The sequence below is a fragment of the Burkholderia sp. JKS000303 genome (assembly GCF_002563755.1).
Classification (GTDB): domain Bacteria; phylum Pseudomonadota; class Gammaproteobacteria; order Burkholderiales; family Burkholderiaceae; genus Burkholderia; species Burkholderia anthina_B.
This window is the reverse complement of record NZ_PDBZ01000001.1, coordinates 2,818,093-2,839,839: the sequence shown is the minus strand read 5'-3', so window position 1 is coordinate 2,839,839 and position 21,747 is coordinate 2,818,093. Positions and strand designations below refer to the sequence as shown.

The 21,747-nt window shown below is 67.6% G+C and carries 23 protein-coding genes; 13 read left to right on the top strand and 10 right to left on the bottom strand.

Features of this window, described 5'->3' with window-relative positions:
* Positions 1–29 precede the first annotated feature (29 nt).
* Positions 30–326 carry a cupin domain-containing protein gene (locus BX604_RS13600; RefSeq protein WP_098551242.1) on the bottom strand — a complete coding sequence of 99 codons (297 nt, stop codon included), beginning with the start codon at positions 324–326 and terminating at the stop codon, positions 30–32.
* Between the two features lie 430 nt (positions 327–756).
* Here BX604_RS13600 and BX604_RS13590 point away from each other — a divergent pair, with 430 nt between their 5' ends.
* The 3 genes from BX604_RS13590 (at position 757) to BX604_RS13580 (ending at position 3,317) form a co-directional block, all read left to right on the top strand.
* Positions 757–1,701, top strand: a complete 945-nt coding sequence (locus BX604_RS13590) for an ABC transporter ATP-binding protein (protein WP_098551241.1) — start codon at positions 757–759, stop codon at positions 1,699–1,701.
* 5 nt (positions 1,702–1,706) lie between these two features.
* A complete protein-coding gene (locus BX604_RS13585; protein WP_098551240.1) occupies positions 1,707–2,477 on the top strand; it encodes an ABC transporter permease in 771 nt (256 codons plus the stop codon).
* A gap of 138 nt (positions 2,478–2,615) precedes the next feature.
* Positions 2,616–3,317, top strand: a complete 702-nt coding sequence (locus tag BX604_RS13580; protein ID WP_098551239.1) for an MBL fold metallo-hydrolase — start codon at positions 2,616–2,618, stop codon at positions 3,315–3,317.
* 33 nt (positions 3,318–3,350) lie between these two features.
* Here the strand turns inward: BX604_RS13580 and BX604_RS13575 are convergent, their stop codons facing one another.
* Positions 3,351–3,581 (bottom strand): hypothetical protein, encoded by a 231-nt coding sequence (locus tag BX604_RS13575; protein WP_098551238.1) that lies wholly within the window; start codon positions 3,579–3,581, stop codon positions 3,351–3,353.
* Between the two features lie 196 nt (positions 3,582–3,777).
* On the opposite strand from BX604_RS13575, the gene BX604_RS13570 reads away from it, so the two are divergent.
* Positions 3,778–4,368, top strand: coding sequence for a hypothetical protein (locus BX604_RS13570; protein WP_098551237.1), 591 nt, complete (start codon positions 3,778–3,780; stop codon positions 4,366–4,368).
* A gap of 224 nt (positions 4,369–4,592) precedes the next feature.
* Positions 4,593–5,024: a YciI family protein gene (locus tag BX604_RS13565; protein WP_098551236.1), complete on the top strand. Its 432-nt coding sequence runs from the start codon at positions 4,593–4,595 to the stop codon at positions 5,022–5,024.
* 149 nt (positions 5,025–5,173) lie between these two features.
* Here the strand turns inward: BX604_RS13565 and BX604_RS13560 are convergent, their stop codons facing one another.
* Positions 5,174–6,205, bottom strand: a complete 1,032-nt coding sequence (locus tag BX604_RS13560) for a GlxA family transcriptional regulator (RefSeq protein WP_257146305.1) — start codon at positions 6,203–6,205, stop codon at positions 5,174–5,176.
* A 312-nt stretch (positions 6,206–6,517) separates the two neighbouring features.
* Between BX604_RS13560 and BX604_RS13555 the strand changes: the two genes are divergently transcribed.
* Positions 6,518–7,981, top strand: coding sequence for an aldehyde dehydrogenase family protein (locus BX604_RS13555; protein ID WP_098551235.1), 1,464 nt, complete (start codon positions 6,518–6,520; stop codon positions 7,979–7,981).
* Positions 7,982–8,005: 24 nt separating this feature from the next.
* Complete coding sequence (locus tag BX604_RS13550; RefSeq protein ID WP_098551234.1) at positions 8,006–8,755, top strand: class II aldolase and adducin N-terminal domain-containing protein; 750 nt, start codon at positions 8,006–8,008, stop codon at positions 8,753–8,755.
* A gap of 92 nt (positions 8,756–8,847) precedes the next feature.
* Here BX604_RS13550 and BX604_RS13545 read toward each other — a convergent pair whose 3' ends face one another.
* The 5 genes from BX604_RS13545 to BX604_RS13525 all read right to left on the bottom strand — a co-directional run bounded on the left by BX604_RS13545 (position 8,848) and on the right by BX604_RS13525 (position 14,616).
* Positions 8,848–9,621 carry an SDR family oxidoreductase gene (locus tag BX604_RS13545; RefSeq protein WP_098552865.1) on the bottom strand — a complete coding sequence of 258 codons (774 nt, stop codon included), beginning with the start codon at positions 9,619–9,621 and terminating at the stop codon, positions 8,848–8,850.
* Positions 9,622–9,701: 80 nt separating this feature from the next.
* Entirely contained in the window at positions 9,702–10,649 is a 948-nt protein-coding gene (locus BX604_RS13540; RefSeq protein ID WP_098551233.1) for a choline ABC transporter substrate-binding protein, read from the bottom strand.
* A gap of 30 nt (positions 10,650–10,679) precedes the next feature.
* Positions 10,680–11,663: a PDR/VanB family oxidoreductase gene (locus tag BX604_RS13535; RefSeq protein ID WP_179894799.1), complete on the bottom strand. Its 984-nt coding sequence runs from the start codon at positions 11,661–11,663 to the stop codon at positions 10,680–10,682.
* 5 nt (positions 11,664–11,668) lie between these two features.
* Entirely contained in the window at positions 11,669–13,354 is a 1,686-nt protein-coding gene (locus BX604_RS13530; protein WP_098552864.1) for a choline dehydrogenase, read from the bottom strand.
* A 98-nt stretch (positions 13,355–13,452) separates the two neighbouring features.
* Positions 13,453–14,616: an aromatic ring-hydroxylating oxygenase subunit alpha gene (locus BX604_RS13525; protein WP_098551231.1), complete on the bottom strand. Its 1,164-nt coding sequence runs from the start codon at positions 14,614–14,616 to the stop codon at positions 13,453–13,455.
* Between the two features lie 475 nt (positions 14,617–15,091).
* Here BX604_RS13525 and BX604_RS13520 point away from each other — a divergent pair, with 475 nt between their 5' ends.
* From BX604_RS13520 to BX604_RS13495, 6 genes are all read left to right on the top strand, one after another.
* The gene (locus BX604_RS13520) at positions 15,092–15,898 is read left to right on the top strand and encodes a DinB family protein (RefSeq protein ID WP_098551230.1); all 807 of its coding nucleotides are present in this window, start codon (positions 15,092–15,094) and stop codon (positions 15,896–15,898) included.
* Positions 15,895–16,626, top strand: a complete 732-nt coding sequence (locus tag BX604_RS13515) for an alpha/beta fold hydrolase (protein WP_098551229.1) — start codon at positions 15,895–15,897, stop codon at positions 16,624–16,626. The genes BX604_RS13520 and BX604_RS13515 overlap by 4 nt, the downstream gene beginning before the upstream one ends.
* Positions 16,627–16,760: 134 nt before the next feature.
* Positions 16,761–17,639, top strand: coding sequence for an alpha/beta hydrolase (locus BX604_RS13510; RefSeq protein ID WP_179894798.1), 879 nt, complete (start codon positions 16,761–16,763; stop codon positions 17,637–17,639).
* A gap of 80 nt (positions 17,640–17,719) precedes the next feature.
* A complete protein-coding gene (locus BX604_RS13505) occupies positions 17,720–18,619 on the top strand; it encodes a LysR family transcriptional regulator (RefSeq protein ID WP_098551227.1) in 900 nt (299 codons plus the stop codon).
* 96 nt (positions 18,620–18,715) lie between these two features.
* Complete coding sequence (locus BX604_RS13500) at positions 18,716–19,042, top strand: carboxymuconolactone decarboxylase family protein (RefSeq protein WP_098551226.1); 327 nt, start codon at positions 18,716–18,718, stop codon at positions 19,040–19,042.
* Positions 19,043–19,118: 76 nt separating this feature from the next.
* On the top strand, positions 19,119–20,126 hold the full coding sequence (locus BX604_RS13495) for an aldo/keto reductase (RefSeq protein ID WP_098551225.1): 1,008 nt from the start codon (positions 19,119–19,121) through the stop codon (positions 20,124–20,126).
* Between the two features lie 219 nt (positions 20,127–20,345).
* On the opposite strand, the gene BX604_RS13490 is transcribed toward BX604_RS13495, so the two are convergent.
* Both BX604_RS13490 and BX604_RS13485 read right to left on the bottom strand, forming a co-directional pair.
* Positions 20,346–20,576 (bottom strand): hypothetical protein, encoded by a 231-nt coding sequence (locus tag BX604_RS13490; RefSeq protein ID WP_098552863.1) that lies wholly within the window; start codon positions 20,574–20,576, stop codon positions 20,346–20,348.
* 250 nt (positions 20,577–20,826) lie between these two features.
* Positions 20,827–21,732: a hypothetical protein gene (locus BX604_RS13485; RefSeq protein WP_098551224.1), complete on the bottom strand. Its 906-nt coding sequence runs from the start codon at positions 21,730–21,732 to the stop codon at positions 20,827–20,829.
* Between the last annotated feature and the right edge of the window lie 15 nt (positions 21,733–21,747).

Below are 21,747 nucleotides of genomic sequence, written 5' to 3'. Positions count from 1 at the left end.
ACGGCCGGCAGGGATGCTGCGGCGCAACCTTACACGTCGATGATGGCCAGCGTGCCGTGGCTGCCCGGCAGCACCGCGTGGTGCGTGCCGGCGTGCGCGAGATACATCTGGCCGGCCTCGACCACGATCGTTTGCGCGTCGACCTCGAGCATCAGCCGGCCGTCGAGCACCAGCAGCCCTTCGTTGTAGTCGTGCACTTCCGCTTCGTACGGCTGCGCATCCATGCGCAACACCTTGATCCGGGCCGGCCCGACTTCCCCGACGATCGTGGACTTCCACGCGACGGCCTGCGCGGCCGCAACGGACTTGAAATCGACCAAAGACATGCGCGTCGCTCCGGGGATGTGAAAGGAACGCATTATCGCGAGCGCCGCCCGTGGCGTCCCGGTACGGCGCGACGAGGTCCGGGCGGCACAGTTTGCCGCCTCGCCGTCGTGCCGCCCCGCGAACACGCGATCGGCGCCCGCGTTGCCGGAAACGACGTGGATTGTTCGCATATCTCAAATAAAGCGCGGTGTTATTGAACAACGCGCACACACAGGACGCCAATCCGGCACCGACATCGCGCGGCCTTTCCACCAGAATGCATTTCCATCTACCGATTGCTAATATGGCGGTCCTGCGATCCCGCACCACAACGCCGTTCGACATGACGCACGCTCGCCATGCCGCACCCGCAGCCGGCCGCCTCGCAGCGGCGGCACCGGGCCCGCGCGGCGCGCGGCGTCGGGCCGACCGGCCGTGCCATCCGTGAGCATGCAACCGATCCTTTCCGTTTCCGACCTCTCCAAGACTTACGCGTCCGGCTTCCAGGCGCTGAAGCACGTCACCCTCGACATCCGCCCCGGCGAGATCTTCGCGCTGCTCGGGCCGAACGGCGCGGGCAAGACCACGCTGATCGGCTCGATCTGCGGGATCGTCACGCCGACCGAAGGCCGCGTGACGGTCGGCGGCCACGACATCCGCGATCACTATCGCGCCGCGCGCGAGATGATCGGCCTCGTGCCGCAGGAACTGACGACCGACGCGTTCGAAACCGTCTGGGCGACCGTGTCGTTCAGCCGCGGCCTGTTCGGCAAGGCGCCCGATCCCGCGTACATCGAGAAGACGCTGAAGGCGCTGTCGCTGTGGGACAAGCGCGACAACAAGCTGATGACGCTGTCGGGCGGGATGAAGCGCCGCGTGATGATCGCGAAGGCGCTGTCGCACGAGCCGCGCATCCTGTTCCTCGACGAGCCGACGGCCGGCGTCGACGTCGAGCTGCGCCGCGACATGTGGAAGCTGGTCGACTCGCTGCGCGAAAGCGGCGTGACGATCCTGCTCACCACGCACTACATCGAGGAAGCCGAGGAAATGGCCGACCGGATCGGCATCATCCTCGGCGGCGAGCTGGTGCTCGTCGAGGAGAAGCGCGAGCTGATGCGCAAGCTCGGCAAGAAGCAGCTGACCGTGCAGCTCGAGCAGCCGCTGGCCGCCGTGCCGGCCGACCTCGCGCCGTTCGGGCTCGAACGCACCGACGACGGCACCGCGCTCGTCTACACGTACGACTCGCAGCGCGACGATGCGAGCATCGCGAAACTGATCAACGCGCTCGGCGCGGCCGGCATCGGCTTTCGCGACCTGCATACGACGCAGAGCTCGCTCGAGGACATTTTCGTGAGCCTGATCGACAACCGCCGCAACGGCACACAAGGGGCGTAACGCACATGGCCAACTGGAATCTCCACGGCATCCGCGCGATCTACCGTGCCGAAATGGCCCGTACGCGCCGTACGCTGATGCAGAGCATCATCGCGCCGGTGATCTCGACGTCGCTGTACTTCGTCGTGTTCGGCTCGGCGATCGGCTCGCGCATCAGCGACGTGAACGGGATCGGCTACGGATCGTTCATCGTGCCGGGCCTCGTGATGCTGTCGCTGCTGTCGCAGAGCATCTCGAACGCGTCGTTCGGCATCTACTTCCCGCGCTTCACGGGCACGATCTACGAGATCCTGTCCGCGCCCGTGTCGTACTGGGAAATCGTGATCGCGTACGTGGGCGCGGCCGCGTCGAAGTCGCTGCTGCTCGGGCTGATCATCCTCGCCACCGCCGGCCTGTTCGTGCCGCTGCACATCCTGCATCCGTTCTGGATGGTGCTGTTCCTCGTACTGACGTCGATCACGTTCAGCCTGTTCGGCTTCGTGATCGGCATCTGGGCCGACAGCTTCGAGAAGCTGCAGCTCGTGCCGCTGCTGATCATCACGCCGCTCACGTTCCTCGGCGGCAGCTTCTACTCGGTCGACATGCTGCCGCCCGCGTGGCGCATCATCACGCTGTTCAACCCGATCGTGTACCTGATCAGCGGGTTCCGCTGGTCGTTCTACGGGATCGCGGACGTGCACGTGTGGATCAGCCTCGCCGCGACCACGCTGTTCCTCGCGATCCTGCTCGCGATCGTCGCGTGGATGTTCCGCACCGGCTACAAGCTGAAGAACTGACGCGGTGCGCGCAGTCGCGGCGGCATCGGCCCGGTTCGCGCAACCGGACCGCCGCTGCTAGACTGGATCGGAAGATCGGCCGCCGGCGCCCGACAGGCGCGGGCCGCGCGGCCCCACTCCCTGCGAGAGGATTCCCCGATGAGCGCTTCCCGAATCGATGCCGTCCGCGACGGCCTGTTTCGCGCCACGACCTTCGTCGATACGCTGAACCTGGGCTTCAGCCAGTTCTTCATCCGCTCGCCGCACGGCGACGTGCTGTGTGTCGAAACGGGCACCCGCTCCAACTTCACGCAACTGAGCGCGGCGCTCGACACCGTCGGCATCGCGCCGTCGATGGTGAGCAGCGTGATCGTTCCGCACTTCGAGGCCGACGAAATGGGCGCGCTGCCCGATTTCCTCGCGGCCAATTCGGCGCTGGTCGCGTACGGCCATCCGATGTGCACGTGGGGGCTCGCCGACGTGTTCGGCGTGCGCGCGATTCCGCTGAAGGACGGCGTGCCGACGACGCTGTCGGGCATCGACGTCGTGCCGGTCTTCACGAAGCACGTGCATCAATGGGATGCGCTCGTCGTGTATCTGCCGGCGTACAAGGCCCTGCTGTCGTCGGATATCCTGATGCGCTTCGGCAACGAGGAAACGGACGACCCGCTGCCCGCGATCCTCGATTCGATCACGCGCTCGGACTACCTGCCGTCGCTCGCACACATGGCGAGCGCGCTGCGCCGCATCCAGGCGCTCGACCTCGACATCATCCTGCCGATGCACGGCCCGGCGATCACGCACGACATTCCGCGCGTGATCGCCGGGGTAATCGCCCACTGCGAAGCGGCGACCGCGTAGCGCAAGCGCGCGGCGCGCGGCCGGCTGGCGCGCTCAGGCGCCCGTGACGACGAATTCGTCGGCCGCCTTGCTCTGGACCGCGGCCATCAGCGCAAGCTCGCGCTTGTTGCGCGGCTCGCCGGACACGACGCCCGTCGCATGCTTGGCCTTCGCGCCGAGCGGAAAGAACACGAACGACGCGCCGGCCGGTGCATCCGGCTCCGCGCGCAAGCGTTTGTTCAGAATTTTCAGGTACTTCTTCTTCGACACTTCCTTCGCTGCCATGGCGCCCTCCGTACGAATGTCATGCCGGTCAGCATACCAGTTTTGAACCGGCGCTCCGGCGCGGGCTGCACCGACGCAGCGGCATCGCGATTTCCAGGCGACGCGTCCGGCACGCGGGTAAGATCGTCACGCGCTGGCCGACCAGGCGTCGCGCCAGTCTCACACCCTCACATGCCAATCAGAACCATTCACGGAAATGACGCTCGTCACCACCACGCACATCCGCTGGCGCGACCCGATCACGGTGAAATTCGGCTTCACCGGCATCGACACCGAGGAGGCGGTCGTCCTCGTCAGGCATCGGCTCACCGCCCAGTTCCCGACACTCGACAAGCCGAGTCAATGCGTGTACGTCGTCCGGCTGAAGGGTGACGTCGCCATCGCGTACGGCGGTGAATTCTCGCCAGTCATCTATATCGGCGAAGGCAATGCGGCGACCCGCCTGTACGCGCACGCCAAGTGGATCGCGGAATTGCTGGTGGCCGTCCCGAACGCGGAAATCGAAGTCCGGGTCGCGGACTGCGTCCGGAAAAAGGACGCGAATCTCTGCCAGTATGTCGAAGCCGACCTGATCGACGCGTTCATCGAAAAGCACCAGTGCCTGCCGTGGTTCAACCGCCAACGCGAAAAGAAATACGCGGGTCAACGGACCTACGACGCGGAAGTACAACACGCGTTCAATCTGAGAATCGGCAAGGTGGGCGGCAGCAAATATCTATGGGCCATCCGGCCGACCAGCAACAACGAGCAATACGACCCCTATGCCACGGGCTGGTACGACACATGACCGGCGAGCGCACTGGATCGTATCGGGCGCCGGATCCGGTACGCTGTACGCGATGCGGCGCCGCCTGACCGGCGTCTGATTCACGCGCAAGACGCACCGGCCGCTTTTTTTTCGATCGCGATGTCGATTTCCCGCCGGTTCGTCCGTCGTACCCGTGACATCCCCTGCCGGCCGCCGCGGCGACCGACAGGCCCCGACCCTCTCTCATCCAAGGAGCAACCACAATGCGCGTCATGGTGATCGTCAAGGCAACGGCCTTTTCCGAATCGGGCTCGATGCCCGATACCGAACTGCTGGCCGCGATGGGCCAGTACAACGAGGCACTCGTGAAAGCCGGCGTGATGCTCGCCGGCGAAGGGTTGCACCCGAGCTCGCGCGGCAAGCGCGTGCATTTCTCCGGCAACGCGCGCACCGTCATCGACGGCCCGTTCGCCGAAACCAAGGAACTGATCGCCGGCTACTGGCTGTGGCAGGTGAAGTCGATGGAAGAAGCCGTCGAATGGGTCAAGCGCTGCCCGAACCCGATGCCGATGGAGTCGGACATCGAAATCCGCCAGGTCTTCTCGCCGGAAGACTTCGGCGCGGAATTCACGCCGGAGCTGCAGGAACAGGAAGCACGGCTGCGCGCGGAGATGGACGGCAAGCACAACGCGTAAGCCGGTCCGGCCCAATCCTCGGAACAAACGGATGGACGACGCGTCGCCGGGTAACGCGTCGCCCTGATACGTTATCCGGTGAAATCGTTCCGTCATGCGTGCCCGTTTCGGCCGCTTTCGCGTGACGCCGGTCGCACGGCCGCGGCGCGCTACGCCGCCGGCACCGGATGACGCATCACCGGCGCGCCCCACGATTGCAGGCGATCGCGGCTCGGCGGGCAGCCGAACCGCGACTTGTACACGCGGGAAAAATGCTCGATCGATTCGAAGCCGGTCGCCGCGGCGACCTGCGACACGCTCAGCTCCGTCTGCTGCAGCAACTGGTGCGCGGTCGCGACCCGCAGGCTCAGGTAGTACTGCAGCGGCGCGGTCGCCGTATGCCGCTTGAACTGCCGCTCGAGCTGGCGCTTGGATAGCCCGACCTCCTGCGCGAGCAATTCGCACGACATCGGCTCCGCCATCGACTCGCGCATCAGCCGGATCGCCTTCGCGACCGACGCGCACATCGCCTCCGGCTCCGCTTCGCGATCCGACAACTGCGCCTCGTCCGCGCCGCGCGGCCGCGCATGCAGCAGATGCCGCGCAATCTCGCGCGCGAGCTCGGCGCCGTGTTCGCGGCCGATCCAGTCGAGCATCATGTCGATGATCGCGGTGCCGCCCGCGCACGTGATCAGGCGCGGCTCGATCGTGTAGAGCCGCGTGGTCGCGCCGACCTTCGGATACGCCTCCTGAAACCCTTCGACGTTGTCCCAGTGCACGGCCGACGGCCGCCCGTGCAGCAGGCCGGCTGCAGCGAGCAGTTCGGTCCCCGTCTCGACGCCGCCGATCTGCGTGCCGAACGCCATCTGGTTCTGCAGCCACGTCTTCACGCCACGGTGCTTGCCGTGCTGCTGCGCCTCGAAGCTCGCGACCACGAAGATCGTCGCGAATGCGCCCCGCTGGTCGCCGATCGGCCGGGTCGGCGTCGACATGCCGTTGGTCGCCTGCACCGGTTCGCCGTCGACCGACAGCACGGTCCACTCGTACAGCCTGCGCTGCCCGAGCCAGTTCGCGAGCGACATCGCCTCGATCAGCAGCGCGAGCCCCAGATGGGAGAACTGCGGCATGACGAGCAAGCCGATCTGGCGCGGCGTGTACGCGGCCGCCGGCGCGGCCGGCAAAGGCAGTTTCCGTAAAGTCATTGCAGTTTCGATCCGGCCGGACACAGCGGCCGCTTGGCGGGAAATCGTAGGCGGCGCGTATCAGATGCGCCATCCGTTCAACCCCGACTGTGCCGCCCGCCGCGTGTCGATACTTGATGAAAAGCGACATCTCACTGTCGCTTTCCGCAGGGTCGCAATGCCGCCCCCTCTGCCCCGCACGCGTCGCCACGGTGCGTCACGCGCCGTCGCAATCCATCAAGTGCGGGCCGCGCACGCCCCTTATAGTCGGCTCGCGTTCCGCCTGCATCCGGGCGATGCACGCGTATCCACTGACTTCCGGGAACCTGCTCCATGCACATCAAACAGCTCTATATCGACGGCGCGTGGCAACCCGCCGCCGCCGGCGGACAGCGTGCCATCGTCGATCCCGGCACCGGCGAAACGATCGCACGCGTGTCGTACGGCACGACGGCCGATGCCGAACACGCGATTCGCGCGGCGCGCGCCGCGTTCGACCACGGCGAGTGGCCGCGTCGGTCCGTCGGCGAACGCGCGGCCTGCGTGCGCGCGCTGGCCGAAGCACTGCGCAACGAAGCGCCGGCGCTCGCACGCATCGAGACCGCGAACACCGGCAAGACGCTGGTCGAATCGGCGTCCGACGTACACGACGCCGCCGCGGCCTTCGACTATTTCGCGAGCCTCGCGGTCACCGAATCGGGCAGCGTCAACGCCACGCAACCGCACGCGCTCAGCGTCACGCTGCGCGAGCCGGTCGGCGTGTGCGGGCTGATCACGCCCTGGAACTACCCGTTGCTGCAGGCCGCATGGAAGCTCGCGCCGGCGCTCGTGGCCGGCAACACGGTCGTCATCAAGCCCGCGTCGCTGACGCCGCTGTCCACGCATCGCCTGGTCGAACTCGCGCACGACGCGGGCCTGCCGCGCGGCGTGCTCAATTTCGTGACGGGCGGTGCCGACGTGGGCGACACGCTCGCGTCGAGCGCCGAGGTCGACCTGATCTCGCTGACCGGCAGCAACGCGGCCGGCGCCAGCGTGATGCGCGCGGCCACGACGAACTTCAAGCGCGTGTCGCTCGAGCTCGGCGGCAAGAACCCGAACATCGTGTTCGCCGACGCCGATTTCGACACGGCGCTCGACTACGCACTGAACGCCGCGTTCTTCAACGCCGGGCAGATGTGCTCGGCCGGCTCGCGCCTGCTGGTCGAACGCGCGCTGCACGACCGCTTCGTCGATGCGCTCGCCGAACGCATCGCGGCGATCCGGCTCGGCCACGGCGTCGACGCGGCCACGCGGATGGGCCCGGTGATTTCTGCCCAGCAGCGCGATCGCGTGCTGGCGCTGATCGGCGACGCCGCACGCGACGGCGCGCGCATCGTATGCGGCGGCCGCGCGCCCGCGGGCGACGCGTTCGCGACCGGCTTCTGGATCGAACCGACGCTGATCGCCGACGTGCGCACGACGATGGCGATCGCGCGCGACGAGGTGTTCGGCCCGGTGCTGACCGTCGAGACGTTCGACAGCGAGGACGACGCGCTCGCGCTGGCCAACGACACGCCGTTCGGCCTCGCCGGCGCGGTGTGGACGCGCGACTTCGCGCGCGCCAACCGCGTGATGCGCCGGTTGCGGGCGGCGACCGTGTGGGTCAACGACTACAACGTGACACTGCCGGGCGCGCCGTGGGGCGGCTACAAGGCCAGCGGCATCGGCCGCGAGCTGTCGCGCAGCGGCCTCGACGAATACACCGAACTGAAGCACGCGTACGTCAACTTCGAAGCCAGCCCGCAACGCTGGTTCTGATCTCCACCGACACGGGAACCCGACATGCTCACTGCCACGCAACCCGACCAGACGCATCGCGCGACACGCGCGGATCTCGCGTGCGCGTTCCGCTGGACCGCGCGCCTCGGCATGCACGAATCGATCGCCAACCACTTCAGCGCCGCCGTATCCGACGACAACCGGCAATTCCTGATCAACCCGCGCGGACGTCATTTCTCGCGGGTGCGCGCGAGCGACCTGCTGCTCGTCGATGCCGACGATGCGGACACGATCCGCCGCGACGACGCGCCCGACCTCACCGCGTGGGCGCTCCATTCGGAAATCCACAAGCGTCATCGGCATGCACGCTGCGTGCTGCACGTGCATTCGAAATACGCGACGGTGCTGTCGTGCCTCGCGCAGCCCACGCTGCCGCCGCTCGACCAGAATTGCATGCGCTTCTTCGAACGGGTCGCCGTCGATACCGGATTCGACGGCATGGGGCTCGGCGACGAAGCGTGCCGCGTCGCCGACGCGCTCGGCGACAAGCCGGTGCTGCTGATGGGCCAGCACGGCGTAATCGTCGCCGCGTCGTCGGTCGCGCAGGCGTTCGACGACCTGTATTACTTCGAGCGCGCATGCGAGACCTACGTGAGCGCGCTGCAAACCGGCCAGCCGTTGAAGATCGCGACCGAACAGGTCGCGCGCAAGACGATGATCCAGTGGCGCGACGACTATGCGGGCTTCGCGGAGCAGCACCTGGCGGAACTCCGCGCGATTCTCGATGACGAATCGCCGTCGTATGCGTGGTAGCGATGCGCGGCGCGGGCGACCACATGCTCGCGCGCCCGAACGAACGCACGGACGATTCGCGCGACGTGGCGCGAATCGTCCATCGACACACGTTACCTGGCGGTCAATCCGCCATCGACGAGAACCGACGTGCCGGTGACGAAACTGCTTTCGTCGGACGCGAGAAACAGCGCGACGTCGGCGACCTGCTCCGGCGTGCCCATCCCGAGCGGCTGAACCGCGTCGAGCAGCGCATCCATCCGTTGCCGACCGCCGAGCGCGTCGATGAACGGCGCATTCATCGGCGTGTCGATCCAGCCCGGGCACACCGCATTGGCGCGGATGCGGTCCTTCGCATGCTCGATCGCCACGCAGCGGGTCAGCATCAGCACGCCGCCCTTCGATGCGCAGTAGGCCGCATGCAGCGGCTCGCCGACGAAGCTGCTCGTCGAGCCGAGATTGACGATCGAGCCGCCGCCGCTGCGGATCATCGCCGGAATCGCGTATTTACAGCCGAGGAACACGCCCTTGAGGTTCACGTCCATCACGGCGTCCCAGTCCGCCTCGGTCGTGTCGACGAGCGTCGCTTCGCGGATCACGCCCGCGTTGTTGCACAGGATGTCGAGCCGGCCGAACGCGCGCTCCACGAAGTCGACCAGCTCGCCGACCTGCTCCGCCGAGCTCGCGTCGGCCTGCCTGCCGACGATCATGCCGTCACGCGCCATCGCGCACGTCGCGTCGAGCTGCGCGACGTTGCGGCTCGTCGTCGCGATCACACGCGCGCCCTCGCGCGCGAATCGCAGCGCGATGTGCCTGCCGATTCCGCTCGCCGCGCCCGTCACCACGGCGACCTTGCCGGCCAGCCGGCCGGTCTGGTTCTCGTTCATCGTCGTTTGCTCCGACAGGTGCCCGTTCGGCATCGCGCGCGCCGGCACGAGCCGCGGCGCACCCGATGCACGCTGCACGCTCAGTGAAGATTCAGCGCGACGTCGAGCGCCGCGCGCGAATCGTGTCCGTCGGCCGTCGTGACGCCGGCCAGCCAGTCCTTCAACACGCCTGGATGCTGCTGCAGCCACGCCTTTGCCGCGACGTCAGGCTGCTGGCCGGAGGCGATCGCCTTCATCACCTCGTTCTCCATGTCGGTGGTGAACTGCAGGTTCGCGACCAGCCTCGCCGCATTCGGGCAGCGCGCCGCGTAGTCGGGCGCCGTCATCGTATAGACCTTCGCCTCGCCGTAATTCGGGCCGAACAGCGCGTCGCCACCGCCGAGATAGCGCATGTTGAAGTCGAGGTTCATCGGATGCGGTTCCCAGCCGAGGAAGACGATCCACGCATGATCGCGGATCGCGCGCTTGACCTCGACCAGCATGCCGGCCTCGCTCGACTCGACCAGCTTGAACTTGCCGAGCCCGTACTGGTTGCCCTGGATCGCCTTGCGGATCAGCTCGTTGCCGTCGTTCCCCGGCTCGATTCCGTAGATGCGGCCCTGCAGCTTGTCCGCGAACTTCGCGATGTCGCCAAACGAACGCAGACCGGCGTCGTACGCATACGCCGGCACCGCGAGCGTGTATTTCGCGCCGACGAGGTTCGGACGATCCAGCACCTTCACGGCGCCGCTCTTCACGAACGGCCCGCTCGTCGCATCCATCGACGGCCGCCAGTCGCCGAGGTACACGTCGATCTGGTGCGCCTTGAGCCCGGCCAGCGCGATCGGAATCGACGCCATCGTCTTGGTCGGCTGATAGCCGAGACTCGACAGCACGGTCGACGCGAGTGCAGTTGTCGCGGCGATATCGGTCCAGCCGATATCCGCGAACCGCACGGCGCGGCAGGTTGCCGGTTCCTGCGCGACCGCATGACCCGCGCAGACGCCCGCCAGCGCGATACACCCGAGGGTTTTCCTGACGACGTTCATCGTGATTTCTCCAGACAGGTTGAAGGACAACTAAAGATCCAGCACGAGTCGTGACGACTTCGCGCGCGACACGCAGATATAGATGAGATTGTTCGCGCGCTTCTCCTCGTCCGTCTGGAGACAGTCGCGATGGTCGGCCTCGCCGTCGAGCAGCCTGACGGCGCAGGTGCCGCAGATGCCTTCCGCGCAAACCGATTCGACCGCGATCCGCTCGTCGCGCAGCACGTCGAGAATCGACCGCTCCGCGGGTATCGCAATGCGGCGGCCGGTTCGCGCGAGCTCGACCTCGAACGCCCGCGGGTCGTCCCGCTGCGCGCACGGCGCCGCGGGCGCCGCGAAACGCTCGAAGCGGATCGTGCCGGCCGGCCAGTCGCGCGCCGCGTCCAGCACGCTGTCGATCAGCCGCGCCGGGCCGCAGACATACACCTGCGTGCCCGCACGCGGCGTGCCCAGCAGCGCGCGCAGATCGGCCTCGCCGTCCCGTTCGCTGAAATGCAGCCGGGTGTTCGGTCGCAGCGCGCCGCCTTCGATCGTGTCGAGCAACGCCATCCGCTCGCGCGATCGCGCCAGGTAGCACAGCGTGAACGGCTTGCCGAGCGCCTCGAGCCGGCGCGCCATCGGCAGGATCGGCGTGATGCCGATGCCGCCCGCGATCAGCACGTAGTCGCTCGCGTGCTCGTCGAGCACGAAATGATTCCGCGGCGCGCTCAGGCTGACCGCGTCGCCCGCCGCCAGCCGCTCGACGACATACGCGGATCCGCCGCGCGAGCGCGGCTCGCGCAGCACCGCGATCCGGTAGGTCGATCCGTCGGCCGCGCGCTCGACGATCGAGTACTGGCGCACGATGCCGCCCGGCAGGCGCAGCTCGACATGCGCGCCGGGCTCGGCCGGCGGCAGCGCCGCGCCGTCGGCCGACGCGAACACGACGCTGCGGATCTCCGGCGTGAGCATCGTCGCGTCGACGACCCGCGCGTCGATGTGCGTGACGGTCGAAAGGGAGAGAATCGGCTCCATCGTGCTCACCGTTGACGCGTACGCCATTCAGGCTGCGCCCAGACGGGCGCCGACGAAGGCGGCAACGGCGTGCGCCCGAGCACGAGATCGCTGCCCTTTTCGCCGATCATCACGGTCGGCGCATTGGTGTTGCCGCTGACGATCGTCGGCATGACCGACGCGTCGATCACGCGCAACCGCTCGAGGCCGTGCACGCGCAGGTCGGGGCCGACCACCGCTTCGGGATCGGACGCCGGGCCCATCTTGCAGGTGCCCGCCGCGTGGTAGCCCGTCTCGGTGATGTCGCGCGCCCACGCGTCGAGCGACGCGTCGTCGGTCTTGCCCGGACCCGGCGAAAGCTCGTCGCCGCACAGGTCGCGGAACGACGGCTGCGCAAGGATCTCCCGCACGAGGCGCACGCCGGCGCGCATGTCGGCCCGGTCGCGTTCGGTCTTCAGGTAATTGAACAGGATCCTCGGCGGCTGGCGCGGATCGCCGGACGTCAGCGTCACCGCGCCGAGGCTCGTCGGGCGCATCAGGTCGATATGCACCTGGAATGCATGCGCGGGCACGCTGTCGACGCTGCCCGGCTGTACCGCGAGCGGCATGAACGTCAGTTGCAGGTCCGGGTGCTCGACGCCCGCGCGCGAACGGATGAACGCACCGGCCTCGAAATGGTTCGTCGCGGCCAGCCCTTCGCGCTGCGCGAACCATTTCGCGCCGGTCCACCATTTGCGCGGCGCGACCGTCCACGGATAGATCGACACCGGCTTGCGGCACAGATACTGCACCACGGTGTCCGGGTGATCGGACAGCCTGCGGCCCACGCCCGGCAGATCGTGCCGCGTGCGCACGCCGGCGCGTTCCAGTTCGCCGGCCGGCCCGACGCCGGACAGCATCAGCAGTTGCGGCGTATTGATCGCGCCGCCGCACAGCAGCACTTCGGCGTTCGCCGTCACTTCGTGCGTGGCGCCGTCGCATGCATACTCGATGCCGGTCGCGCGCTTGCCGTCGAACAGCACGCGCAGCACGAGCGCACCGGTCAGCACCGTGACGTTGCCGCGTTCGAGCGCCTGCGCAAGATAGCCGCGCGCGGTGCTCCAGCGCGCGCCGTTCCACGTCGTGCGATCGACGCGGCCGAAGCCTTCCTGCCGATAGCCGTTCACGTCGTCGGTATGCGCGTAGCCCGCATCGACGCCCGATGCGATGAACGCGCGCGTGAGCGGCGTGTCGGTACGGCCGGCCGTCACGCGCAGGTGGCCGCTGTCGCCGTGATAGGCATCGGCGCCCAGTTCGTGCCGTTCCGAGCGGATGAAATACGGCAGCACCTCGCGGTAGCTCCAGCCGGTGCAGCCCTGCTCGGCCCAGCCGTCGTAGTCGCGCGCATGGCCGCGGATATAGACCATCCCGTTGATCGACGACGAACCGCCGAGCACGCGCCCGCGCGGCGTCGCGATGCGGCGACGGTTCAGGAACGGCTCCGGTTCCGACCGGTACTGCCAGTTGAAACGGTCGCCGCCCACCACGATGCCCATCGCGGACGGCATGTCGATCGACCAGTGCCGGTTCGCGGGGCCGGCCTCGAGCAGCAGGATCCGCACGTTCGGATCCTGCCCGAGCCGGTTGGCCAGCACGCAGCCGGCCGATCCCGCACCGACAATCACATAGTCGTAGTCGCGACGCACAGCGTCGATTGCGTCTGATTTCTTCATTGCTTGCATGCAGTTGATCGTGATCATGAAGGTCGAACGGGCGAATCGGCGCCGTCGTCCTCGCCGGAGACGCAACGGGGAGCGGCGCTCCCCGCCGCTCACGCGCCGTGAATGCCGTCGTGCACGAGCGTGTGGAAGTGATGCACGAGGTGTTCGCTCTCGTTGCTGTGCTCGGCGTCGATCACGTAGCGGCCCTGGTTGTAGCCGACCGAATGCAGCCCCTTCTGTACCGAGATGTTCAGGCGGATGTCTTCCGGGCCGAGATCGGTGTTCATCCAGTCCATGCACGCCTTCGTCACCGCGGGCATCTCGTCGTGCGTCGAGTAGTAGCCGAAGCGCAGCAGCGTCTTCTCCGGTTCCAGCGGAATGATCAGGAACGTCGCGAGGAATTCCGAGTACGGGAACGTATAGAACGTGTTGTGCGGCCAGATCCCGATGTTGAAGAAGCACTCGTCCGGATTCTTGTCGCCGAGCGGCACGCCGTACGCGGCGGTCGCGCCGAGATTGGCCGGCGCCGTGTAGGTCCACCATTTGTCGTGCTGCGTGAGCCGGTATCCGTCGAAGTCGATCAGGCCGGCCAGCTCGACGTGATGCGGGCCGGACAGCGAGAAGTGATAGCCCTCGATCGAGTTGTCCATGATGACCTTCCAGTTCGCCGGCACGATCACGTCCTTCTCCTCCATCAGCCGGTACGCGTCCAGCTTCGGAAACACGCGCTTCATCTCCGCGTCGGCGCCGGGGAACTGGTCGCGCATCGACGGCGCATTCGGATCGAGGTTGAAGTAGTAGAACCCGCCGAGTTCCTCGATGCGCACCTTCGGAATGTTGTAGTCCGAAATATCGAACCCTTCGATGCGATCGGTGCGCGGCGCGCCGCGCAGGCTGCCGTCGGCGCCATAGCACCACGAGTGGTACGCGCAGCGGAACAGGCCCTTCTGCACGCCGCGCCGCGCTTCGACGAGGCGATTGCCGCGATGCTGGCAAACGTTGTGGAAGGCGTGGACCTGACCGTCGCGGCCGCATGCGGCGATCACGCTCTGGTCGAACACGTCGGTCATCACGAACTGGCCCGGCGTGCTCAGCTCCGACTTGTGGCCGATCACGTGCCATGCCGACATGAAGATGCGGTCGCGCTCGGCCGCGAACACCGCATCGTCGTAGAAATAGCGCGACGGCAGCGTCAGCGCGTTTTCGGGCCGTTGCTGCATCCAGCGGTCGGCAGCGACGATGTCTTGCTTCTTCACAACGGAGATCGGTTGCATGGGCGTTTTCCTGTTTCTGTCGTTCGTCGGAAGGTGGCGGTCCGGTCCGGCTGGCCATCCACCATGAAGCGAACTTTATGGGCGCCCGCCGGCCCGCACTTGATGGATCGCGACATCGCGATGTCGCCGCGTGCGACCGGCGACGCGTGGAGATTTTTCGGGTTCGCGATGGCGGTTTCCGCGTGCGTCGCGGGCTTCCGGCGGTGGCTTGTGAAGTCGATGGACGCAGTGCCCGAATAGCGGCGACGCTGTTCGAACCTGACGCCGGGTGAGTCGGAGATCGGGTTCCTCTCCGTTTTCGACATCGAGGATTTCGGTTCACGCGGGAATGGCAGGAACAAGGAGCGCGCTTGCGGCCGATGCCGCCGGCCAGACCCCGCCGCCCCGCCCGCATCCACCGAACAAACCGATTGACGCTGCGCCTTTTAGTAACGTATCGTCTTGCTACGTTGCTAAAAGGCGCCCCTGTCCCGTCATGCACTCCCGTTTCGACCGCTTTCGTGCGACGCCCCTCGGCGCGCAACTCGAAGCACTGATCGCGCAGCCCGAGCGCTATGTCGAATTCGCGGCGCTGTCGCGTGTCGGCGTCGCCGCGATCGGTGCGATCCAGCACGAGGTCGCGCAGAAATTCCCTGAAATCGAAGCCGATACGACCGCCCGCCAGTTCTGCGGCGCGATGGTCGCCGACGTGATGCGCCGTCACGGGCACGACGTCGTGCAGGCGCGCGGCCGGATCGGCGGCGCACTGTTCAGCTACGGCGCGGTCTTCAGCGCGTATCCGCAGGTGCTGCCGTTCGCCGACGTCGTCGCCGCGCTGGCCACGATGCCCGACCGGCTCGCCGCGTATGCCGCGCACGTGCCCGCCGCGCTCGGCAGGCGACGGCCGGCCGGCACCGGCTTCTCGCTCGTCGAGCATGCGTGCCACCTGCGCGACCTCGACGCCGTGTTCGCCGCGCGCATCGACGCCGTGCGCACGCACGCGCTGCCGGTGATCGCGTCCGTCGACGGCACCGCGCTTGCCGCGCAGCGCGACTATCTCGCGCAATCGCTCGACGACGCGCTCGCCGCATTCCGCACCGGCCGCGCAGCGCTGTGCGCGACGGCCGCCGCGCTGCCGGCGCCGGAACGCGCACGCTGCGGATTGCGCGACGGCATTCGCCGGATGTCGATCGACGATCTCGTGCGCGAATGGCTCGACCACGATCGCACGCACGTGCTCGAACTCGACGAACTGCTCGCCGAACTCGAATTGCCGCCCCTTCCCGCCTCGGACGCCGCATGACCCAGCCCACTACGCCCGTCGTCTTCGTTCACGGCTTCATCGGCACGTTCGACGTGCCCGAATGGCCCGGCCCGCAACTCGCGCCCGACCTGCTCGGCTACGGCATCCATCGCGCGACACCGCCCGACGCGATCACGCTCGCCGCGCAGGTCGAGCATGTGCGGCAGGCCATCAGCCAGCAGTTCGGCGCGCAGCCGGTCGATATCGTCGGTCACTCGGTGGGCGGCGCGATCGCGATGCTGTTCGCGCATGCGCATCCGGCGCACGTGCGCCGGATCGTCAACGTCGAAGGCAACTTCACGCTCGACGATGCGTTCTGGTCGGCGTCGGTCGGCCGCATGACGCCCGCGCAAGCCGATGCGATGCTCGACGGCCTGCGCGACGATCCGCCCGCCTGGCTGCGTGGCGCGATCGACGATCCATCGCCGCGCCAGCTCGACGATGCACGCCGCTGGCTCGCGCATCAGCCGGCGTCGACGCTGTGCGCGATGGGGCGCTCGGTCGTCGCGACGACCGGCGCCCCCGGCTATCTGCAAACGCTCGCGCAGGTGTTCGAGCGCCATCCGGTATGGCTCGTCGCGGGCGAACGCTCGCGAGCGGGCTGGCATGTGCCGGACTGGGCGCTCGCGCGCTGCGCCGGCTTCGAAACGATCGGCGGCTGCGGGCACCTGATGCCGGCCGAGCGGCCCGCCGCGTTTCGCGACACGCTCGCACGCTGCGTCGGCTGACGCATGCGTCGGCGCCCCGTCTGACAACCCGTAGGTTTCGCCGAAATATGGTTGAAAGGCGCGGTTGCTAGAGTCGCCGAACCGGGTTGTCCTGGCGCCCGACCGCCGGACGGAGGCAATACATGCGACGATCAATGAACCTGGTACGTGCATTCTGGCTGCTCCTGCTGCTCGCCGTCGCCGGCCCCGCCGTCGCGTTTCAGACGCGGGTCGTGGCGATCCCGAGCGCGGCGATGAGCGAAACGCTGAAGGCGACCGTCGTGTTGCCCGACGACTACGCACGCCCGCACGACGGCGCCGAACGCTTTCCGGTCGTCTACCTGCTGCACGGCTCCGGCGGCGACCACACCGACTGGACCAGCAACACGCACATCGCGACGCTCGCCGACCGCTATCACGCGATCCTCGTGATGCCCGACGGCGGACACGAGAGCTGGTACATCGACAGCCCGTTCGACTCCGGCAGCCGCTACGAAACCTTCGTCGGCGACGAAGTCGTGTCCTATATCGACGCTCACTTCAGAACGATCGCCGCCAAGCATGCGCGCGCGATCACCGGGCTCAGCATGGGCGGCTTCGGCGCGCTGCGCATCGCGCTCGACCGGCCCGACACGTTCGGCGCGGTCGGCAGCATCAGCGGCGCGGTCGACCCGCGCTGCTGCGAGGACGAGCCGGGCATCGACCACGTGTTCGGCGACCCGGTCCGCCATCCGTCGTTCTGGAACCGCAACGCGATCGTCGCAAGCGCACGCGCGTTCGTGCGCGCGCATCTCGACCTGACGATCGACTGCGGCCGCGACGACGCGTTCGTCGGCTCGAACCGCACGCTGCACGAGCGGCTCGTCGCGCTCGGCGTACCGCACGACTATGCGGAACGTCCGGGCGGCCACACGTGGGATTACTGGGCGCAGGCGATCCGCTACCAGATGCGGTTCTTCGCGATGTCGTTCCAGCACGGCGGCTATGCATACCATCCGGCGCCCCATGCGCCGGGCATGACGCACGCGGGCTGACGCGCGCCCCCCTCTTCGCACCACGCGACGTGGCGACCCCGGTGGTACGATGCGCTGGCATCGACCACCCACGTTCCTCCATGCCGCGCGACAACTTTGCGGACCTGCTTGCCTTCATCGCCGTCGCACGCGAGCGCAGCTTCACGCGCGCGGCCGCCCGGCTCGACGTCTCGCAATCCGCACTCAGCCATACGATCCGCTCGCTCGAGACACGTCTCGGCGTGCGGCTGCTCACGCGCACGACGCGCAGCGTGTCGCCGACCGAAGCCGGCGAGCGCCTGCTGCTGAACCTCGCGCCGCGCTTCGACGAAATCGAGGCCGAGCTGTCCGCGCTCGCCGAGCTGCGCGACAAACCGGCCGGCACCGTGCGCATCAACGCGACCGACTACGTGATCCGCACGTTGCTGTGGCCGAAGCTGTCGCCGATGCTGCGCGACTATCGCGACCTGAAGGTCGAGTTCGTGACCGACTACGGGCTGTCCGACATCGTCGCGGAACGCTTCGACATCGGCGTGCGGCTCGGCGATCAGGTCGCGAAGGACATGATCGCGGTGCGCATCTCGCCCGACCTGAAAATGGCGATCGTCGGCGCGCCCGCGTATTTCGCGCAACGCGAACGGCCCGCGACGCCGCAGGATCTCGTCGCGCACGACTGCATCAACCTGCGGCTGCCGACGCACGGCGCGCTGTACGCATGGGAACTCGCGCGCGGCGGCGACACGCTGCAGGTGCGCGTCGACGGCCAGGTCACGTTCAACGGCACCTATGAAATGCTCGACGCGGCGCTCGCCGGCTACGGCCTCGCTTACGTGCCGGCCGAACTCGCCGCGCCACATGTCGATGCCGGCCGCCTCGTCAGCGTGCTCGACGACTGGTGTCCGACGTTCCCCGGTCACCACCTGTACTACGCGAGCCGGCGGCAGTCGTCGCGCGCGCTCGCGCTGATCGTCGATGCGCTGCGCCATCCGGCCCATTCATGAGCCCGCTCGATAAGTGCATGCGAATTATTGGGGATTATCGCTAAGCGTCTCGGTGGCTACCATCGTCGGTGTCTTCAACATGATCCGGAGCCCTCGATGTCCGAACCGACTTCCCCCGCGCGCCGCGCGTTCGGCGCCATCGCGCCGGCCCTCGCCGACTACACCGACAACGTGCTGTTCGGCGACGTATGGCAGCGCCCCGGCCTGTCGCCGCGCGATCGCAGCCTGATCACCGTCGCGAGTCTCATCGCGCTGTATCGCGTGAACGAGCTGCCGTTCCATCTGAAGAAAGCGCTCGACAACGGCCTCACGCGCGACGAGCTGATCGAGGCGATCACCCACCTCGCGTTCTACTCGGGCTGGCCGACCGCAAGCTCGGCGCTGCCGATCGCGCAACGCGTCTTCGACGAAGCGGGCGTGTAAGCACGACGCACGGCCGGCGCGTTCTCATTCAACCGACTTGAACCAACGCGGGCGCACGCCCGCATGGAGTCTGCATATGGATTACCGCTATCTCGGGCGCAGCGCGCTGAAGGTGTCGCCGCTGTGTCTCGGCGCGATGATGTTCGGCGGCGAAACCGACGAAGCGACGTCGGCGCGCATCATCGACAAGGCGTTCGACCAGGGCATCAACTTCATCGACACGGCCGACGTCTATCACGCTGGACGCTCGGAAGAAATCGTCGGCCGCGCGATCGAACGACATCGCGACAGTTGGGTCGTCGCGACCAAATTCGGCTATCCGGCCGGACCGGACGCGGGGCCGAACCGCCAGGGCCAGTCGCGCAAGTGGATCTTCGAATCGGTCGACGCGAGCCTGAAGCGGCTCGGCACCGATTACATCGACATCCTCTATTTCCATCGCGCGCTGACCGACGCGCCGCTCGACGAAGCGATGCGCGCGGTGGCCGACCTGATCCGGCAAGGCAAGGTGCGCTACATCGGGCTGTCGAACTTCAAGGGCTGGCGCATTGCCGAGATCGTGCGGCTCGCGGATCAGCTCGGCATCGACCGGCCGGTTGCGAGCGAGCCGCTGTACAACCTCGTCGATCGCACGGCCGAGGTCGAACAGCTTCCGGCCGCCGCGCATTACGGGCTCGGCGTCGTGCCGTACAGCCCGCTCGCGCGCGGCGTGCTGACCGGCAAGTATGCGGTCAATGCGCAGCCGCCCGCCGATTCGCGCGCGGGCCGCGGCGACCGGCGCATCCAGCAGACGGAATGGCGGCCCGAGTCGCTGCACATCGCGCAGCAGGTGGTCGCGCATGCGGCTGCGCGCGGCACGACGTCGGTCGCGTTCGCGCTCGCGTGGGTGATGAAGAACCGGATCGTCAGCTCTACGATCGCGGGGCCGCGCACCGAAGCGCACTGGGACAGCTACGTCGATGCGCTGACGCTCGAACTCGGCCCCGACGACGAGCGCTTCGTCGATGCGCTGGTGCCGCCGGGGCATGCGTCGACGCACGGTTATACGGACCCCGGCTACCCGGTCGAAGGACGAAAGGTTTGACGTCGGGAGATTGCAGCGCGATGCGTGCTGCGGCGATCGCGCTTGCAGCGCGCGGGAAGGATGAACGACTGACGGGCCGGACGATGTCGTCCGGCAAGCGGGCAAGCAGACGAGCGTGTGAGCGGTTGTAGCGCGCGTCGAGCGACGCGGCGAAAAACAGAAAACGAAAAACGGAAAGCGGAAAGCGGAAAGCGGAAGACGAAGCCGGCGGCGGCGAAATCAGTTGCCGCGTGCCGCGTCGGCGCTCACCACGCGATCGAAAAATTCCTGCGCTTGCGCCAGTTCGTCGAGCGCGCGATCGAGACGCGACATCGCACGTGCATATTCGGACGACGAGATGTCGTCGTCGCTCTCGCCGCGCACGGCGCGAAACGCCTGATCGACATTGCGCGTCGCTTCGACGAAGCGTTGCGCGGCCCGGGCTTCCTGCGAACAGATGTGGGTCGACATCGACACTTCTCCCTCAGGGTTGCGGTGTGAAGCAAGCCGACGCCCAGTGTGCGTCGCGCGCATGTCGACGGCGTGAACGACCGCCGCACAGCGTGCTTCGAGCCGATTGTCGCTCCGCGTGCGCGGATCCGCTATGGCGAGATTGCAACAAATTCTTGCGCGCGTCGTTACGATGGCCGCACCGGCGTATGCATTGCATGCGCATGGGCTTCGCTGCCGATGCACGCGCCGCGCGTCAGTGGCGCAAACGTCACGCGCGCCCGATGCGCGGATGCGTCAAGCCGCCGAACGCCGCCGCTTCACCGGGCGACAGATCGAATAGATCGCCGGTGGGCTCGCGCGGATGCTCGGCAGCGGGCCGACTGCGCAATCGCGCCGCATGCGCGGGCGCGACATAGGCGGCCGCCGTTTCGATCGGCGGCACGTCGAACAGATCGCGCGTGACGCCGCGCACGGCATCCGTCGGCGAACGGCCGCGCAGGCGCGCGACCAGTTCGACGAAGCGATCGAAATCGCCGGCGCGCGTCGCCTTGTTCACGTCGGCGAGATCGCGCGCCTTCAGCACGCACGGCTGCGCGAGCCGCACGAAATACGGCGCCTCGAGCTCGACCGACAGCGCGAGCGGATAGCTCTTTCCCGTTTGTTCCTTTGCCCGCCCGATGCAGTCGACCACGGCCGCGCCCTGCGCGACGCCGAGCGGCTTGCCCGTGCTCACGCTGCGCAGGTGATCCGGGAACACGCGCAGTTGCGTGCCGACCGTCAGCGCGGTGGACGATACGCACACCAGCGCGTAGTGCTGTTCGCGACGCCGGCCCGACGGCAGCGTCGAGCGGCTCGCGATGAACGTGTGCGGCGGCAGCGGCCGCACCTGGCCGCTGGCGTCGACCCATGCATTCCACAGCAGCGCGTCCTCGCGCTTGCGTTCGCCCGGCCGCGTGCGCGACGCAACCGGCGAAAACAACGCGAGCAGCGAGCCCGTGCGATGCGCGGCGACTTGCGCGCTGCTGCCGAGCGGCTGGTTGATCCCCCACAGAAAACGCCCGCCCCCAAGCCGGCGCTCCCATTCCTTGCGGAGCACGACGGTCGGCAGTTCCTCGCCGGACTCGGTACCGATCTTCGTCCAGCAGAACGTGGGAGGGAGGTGTTTCAGTGTCATCAACTTTCTCGGAAT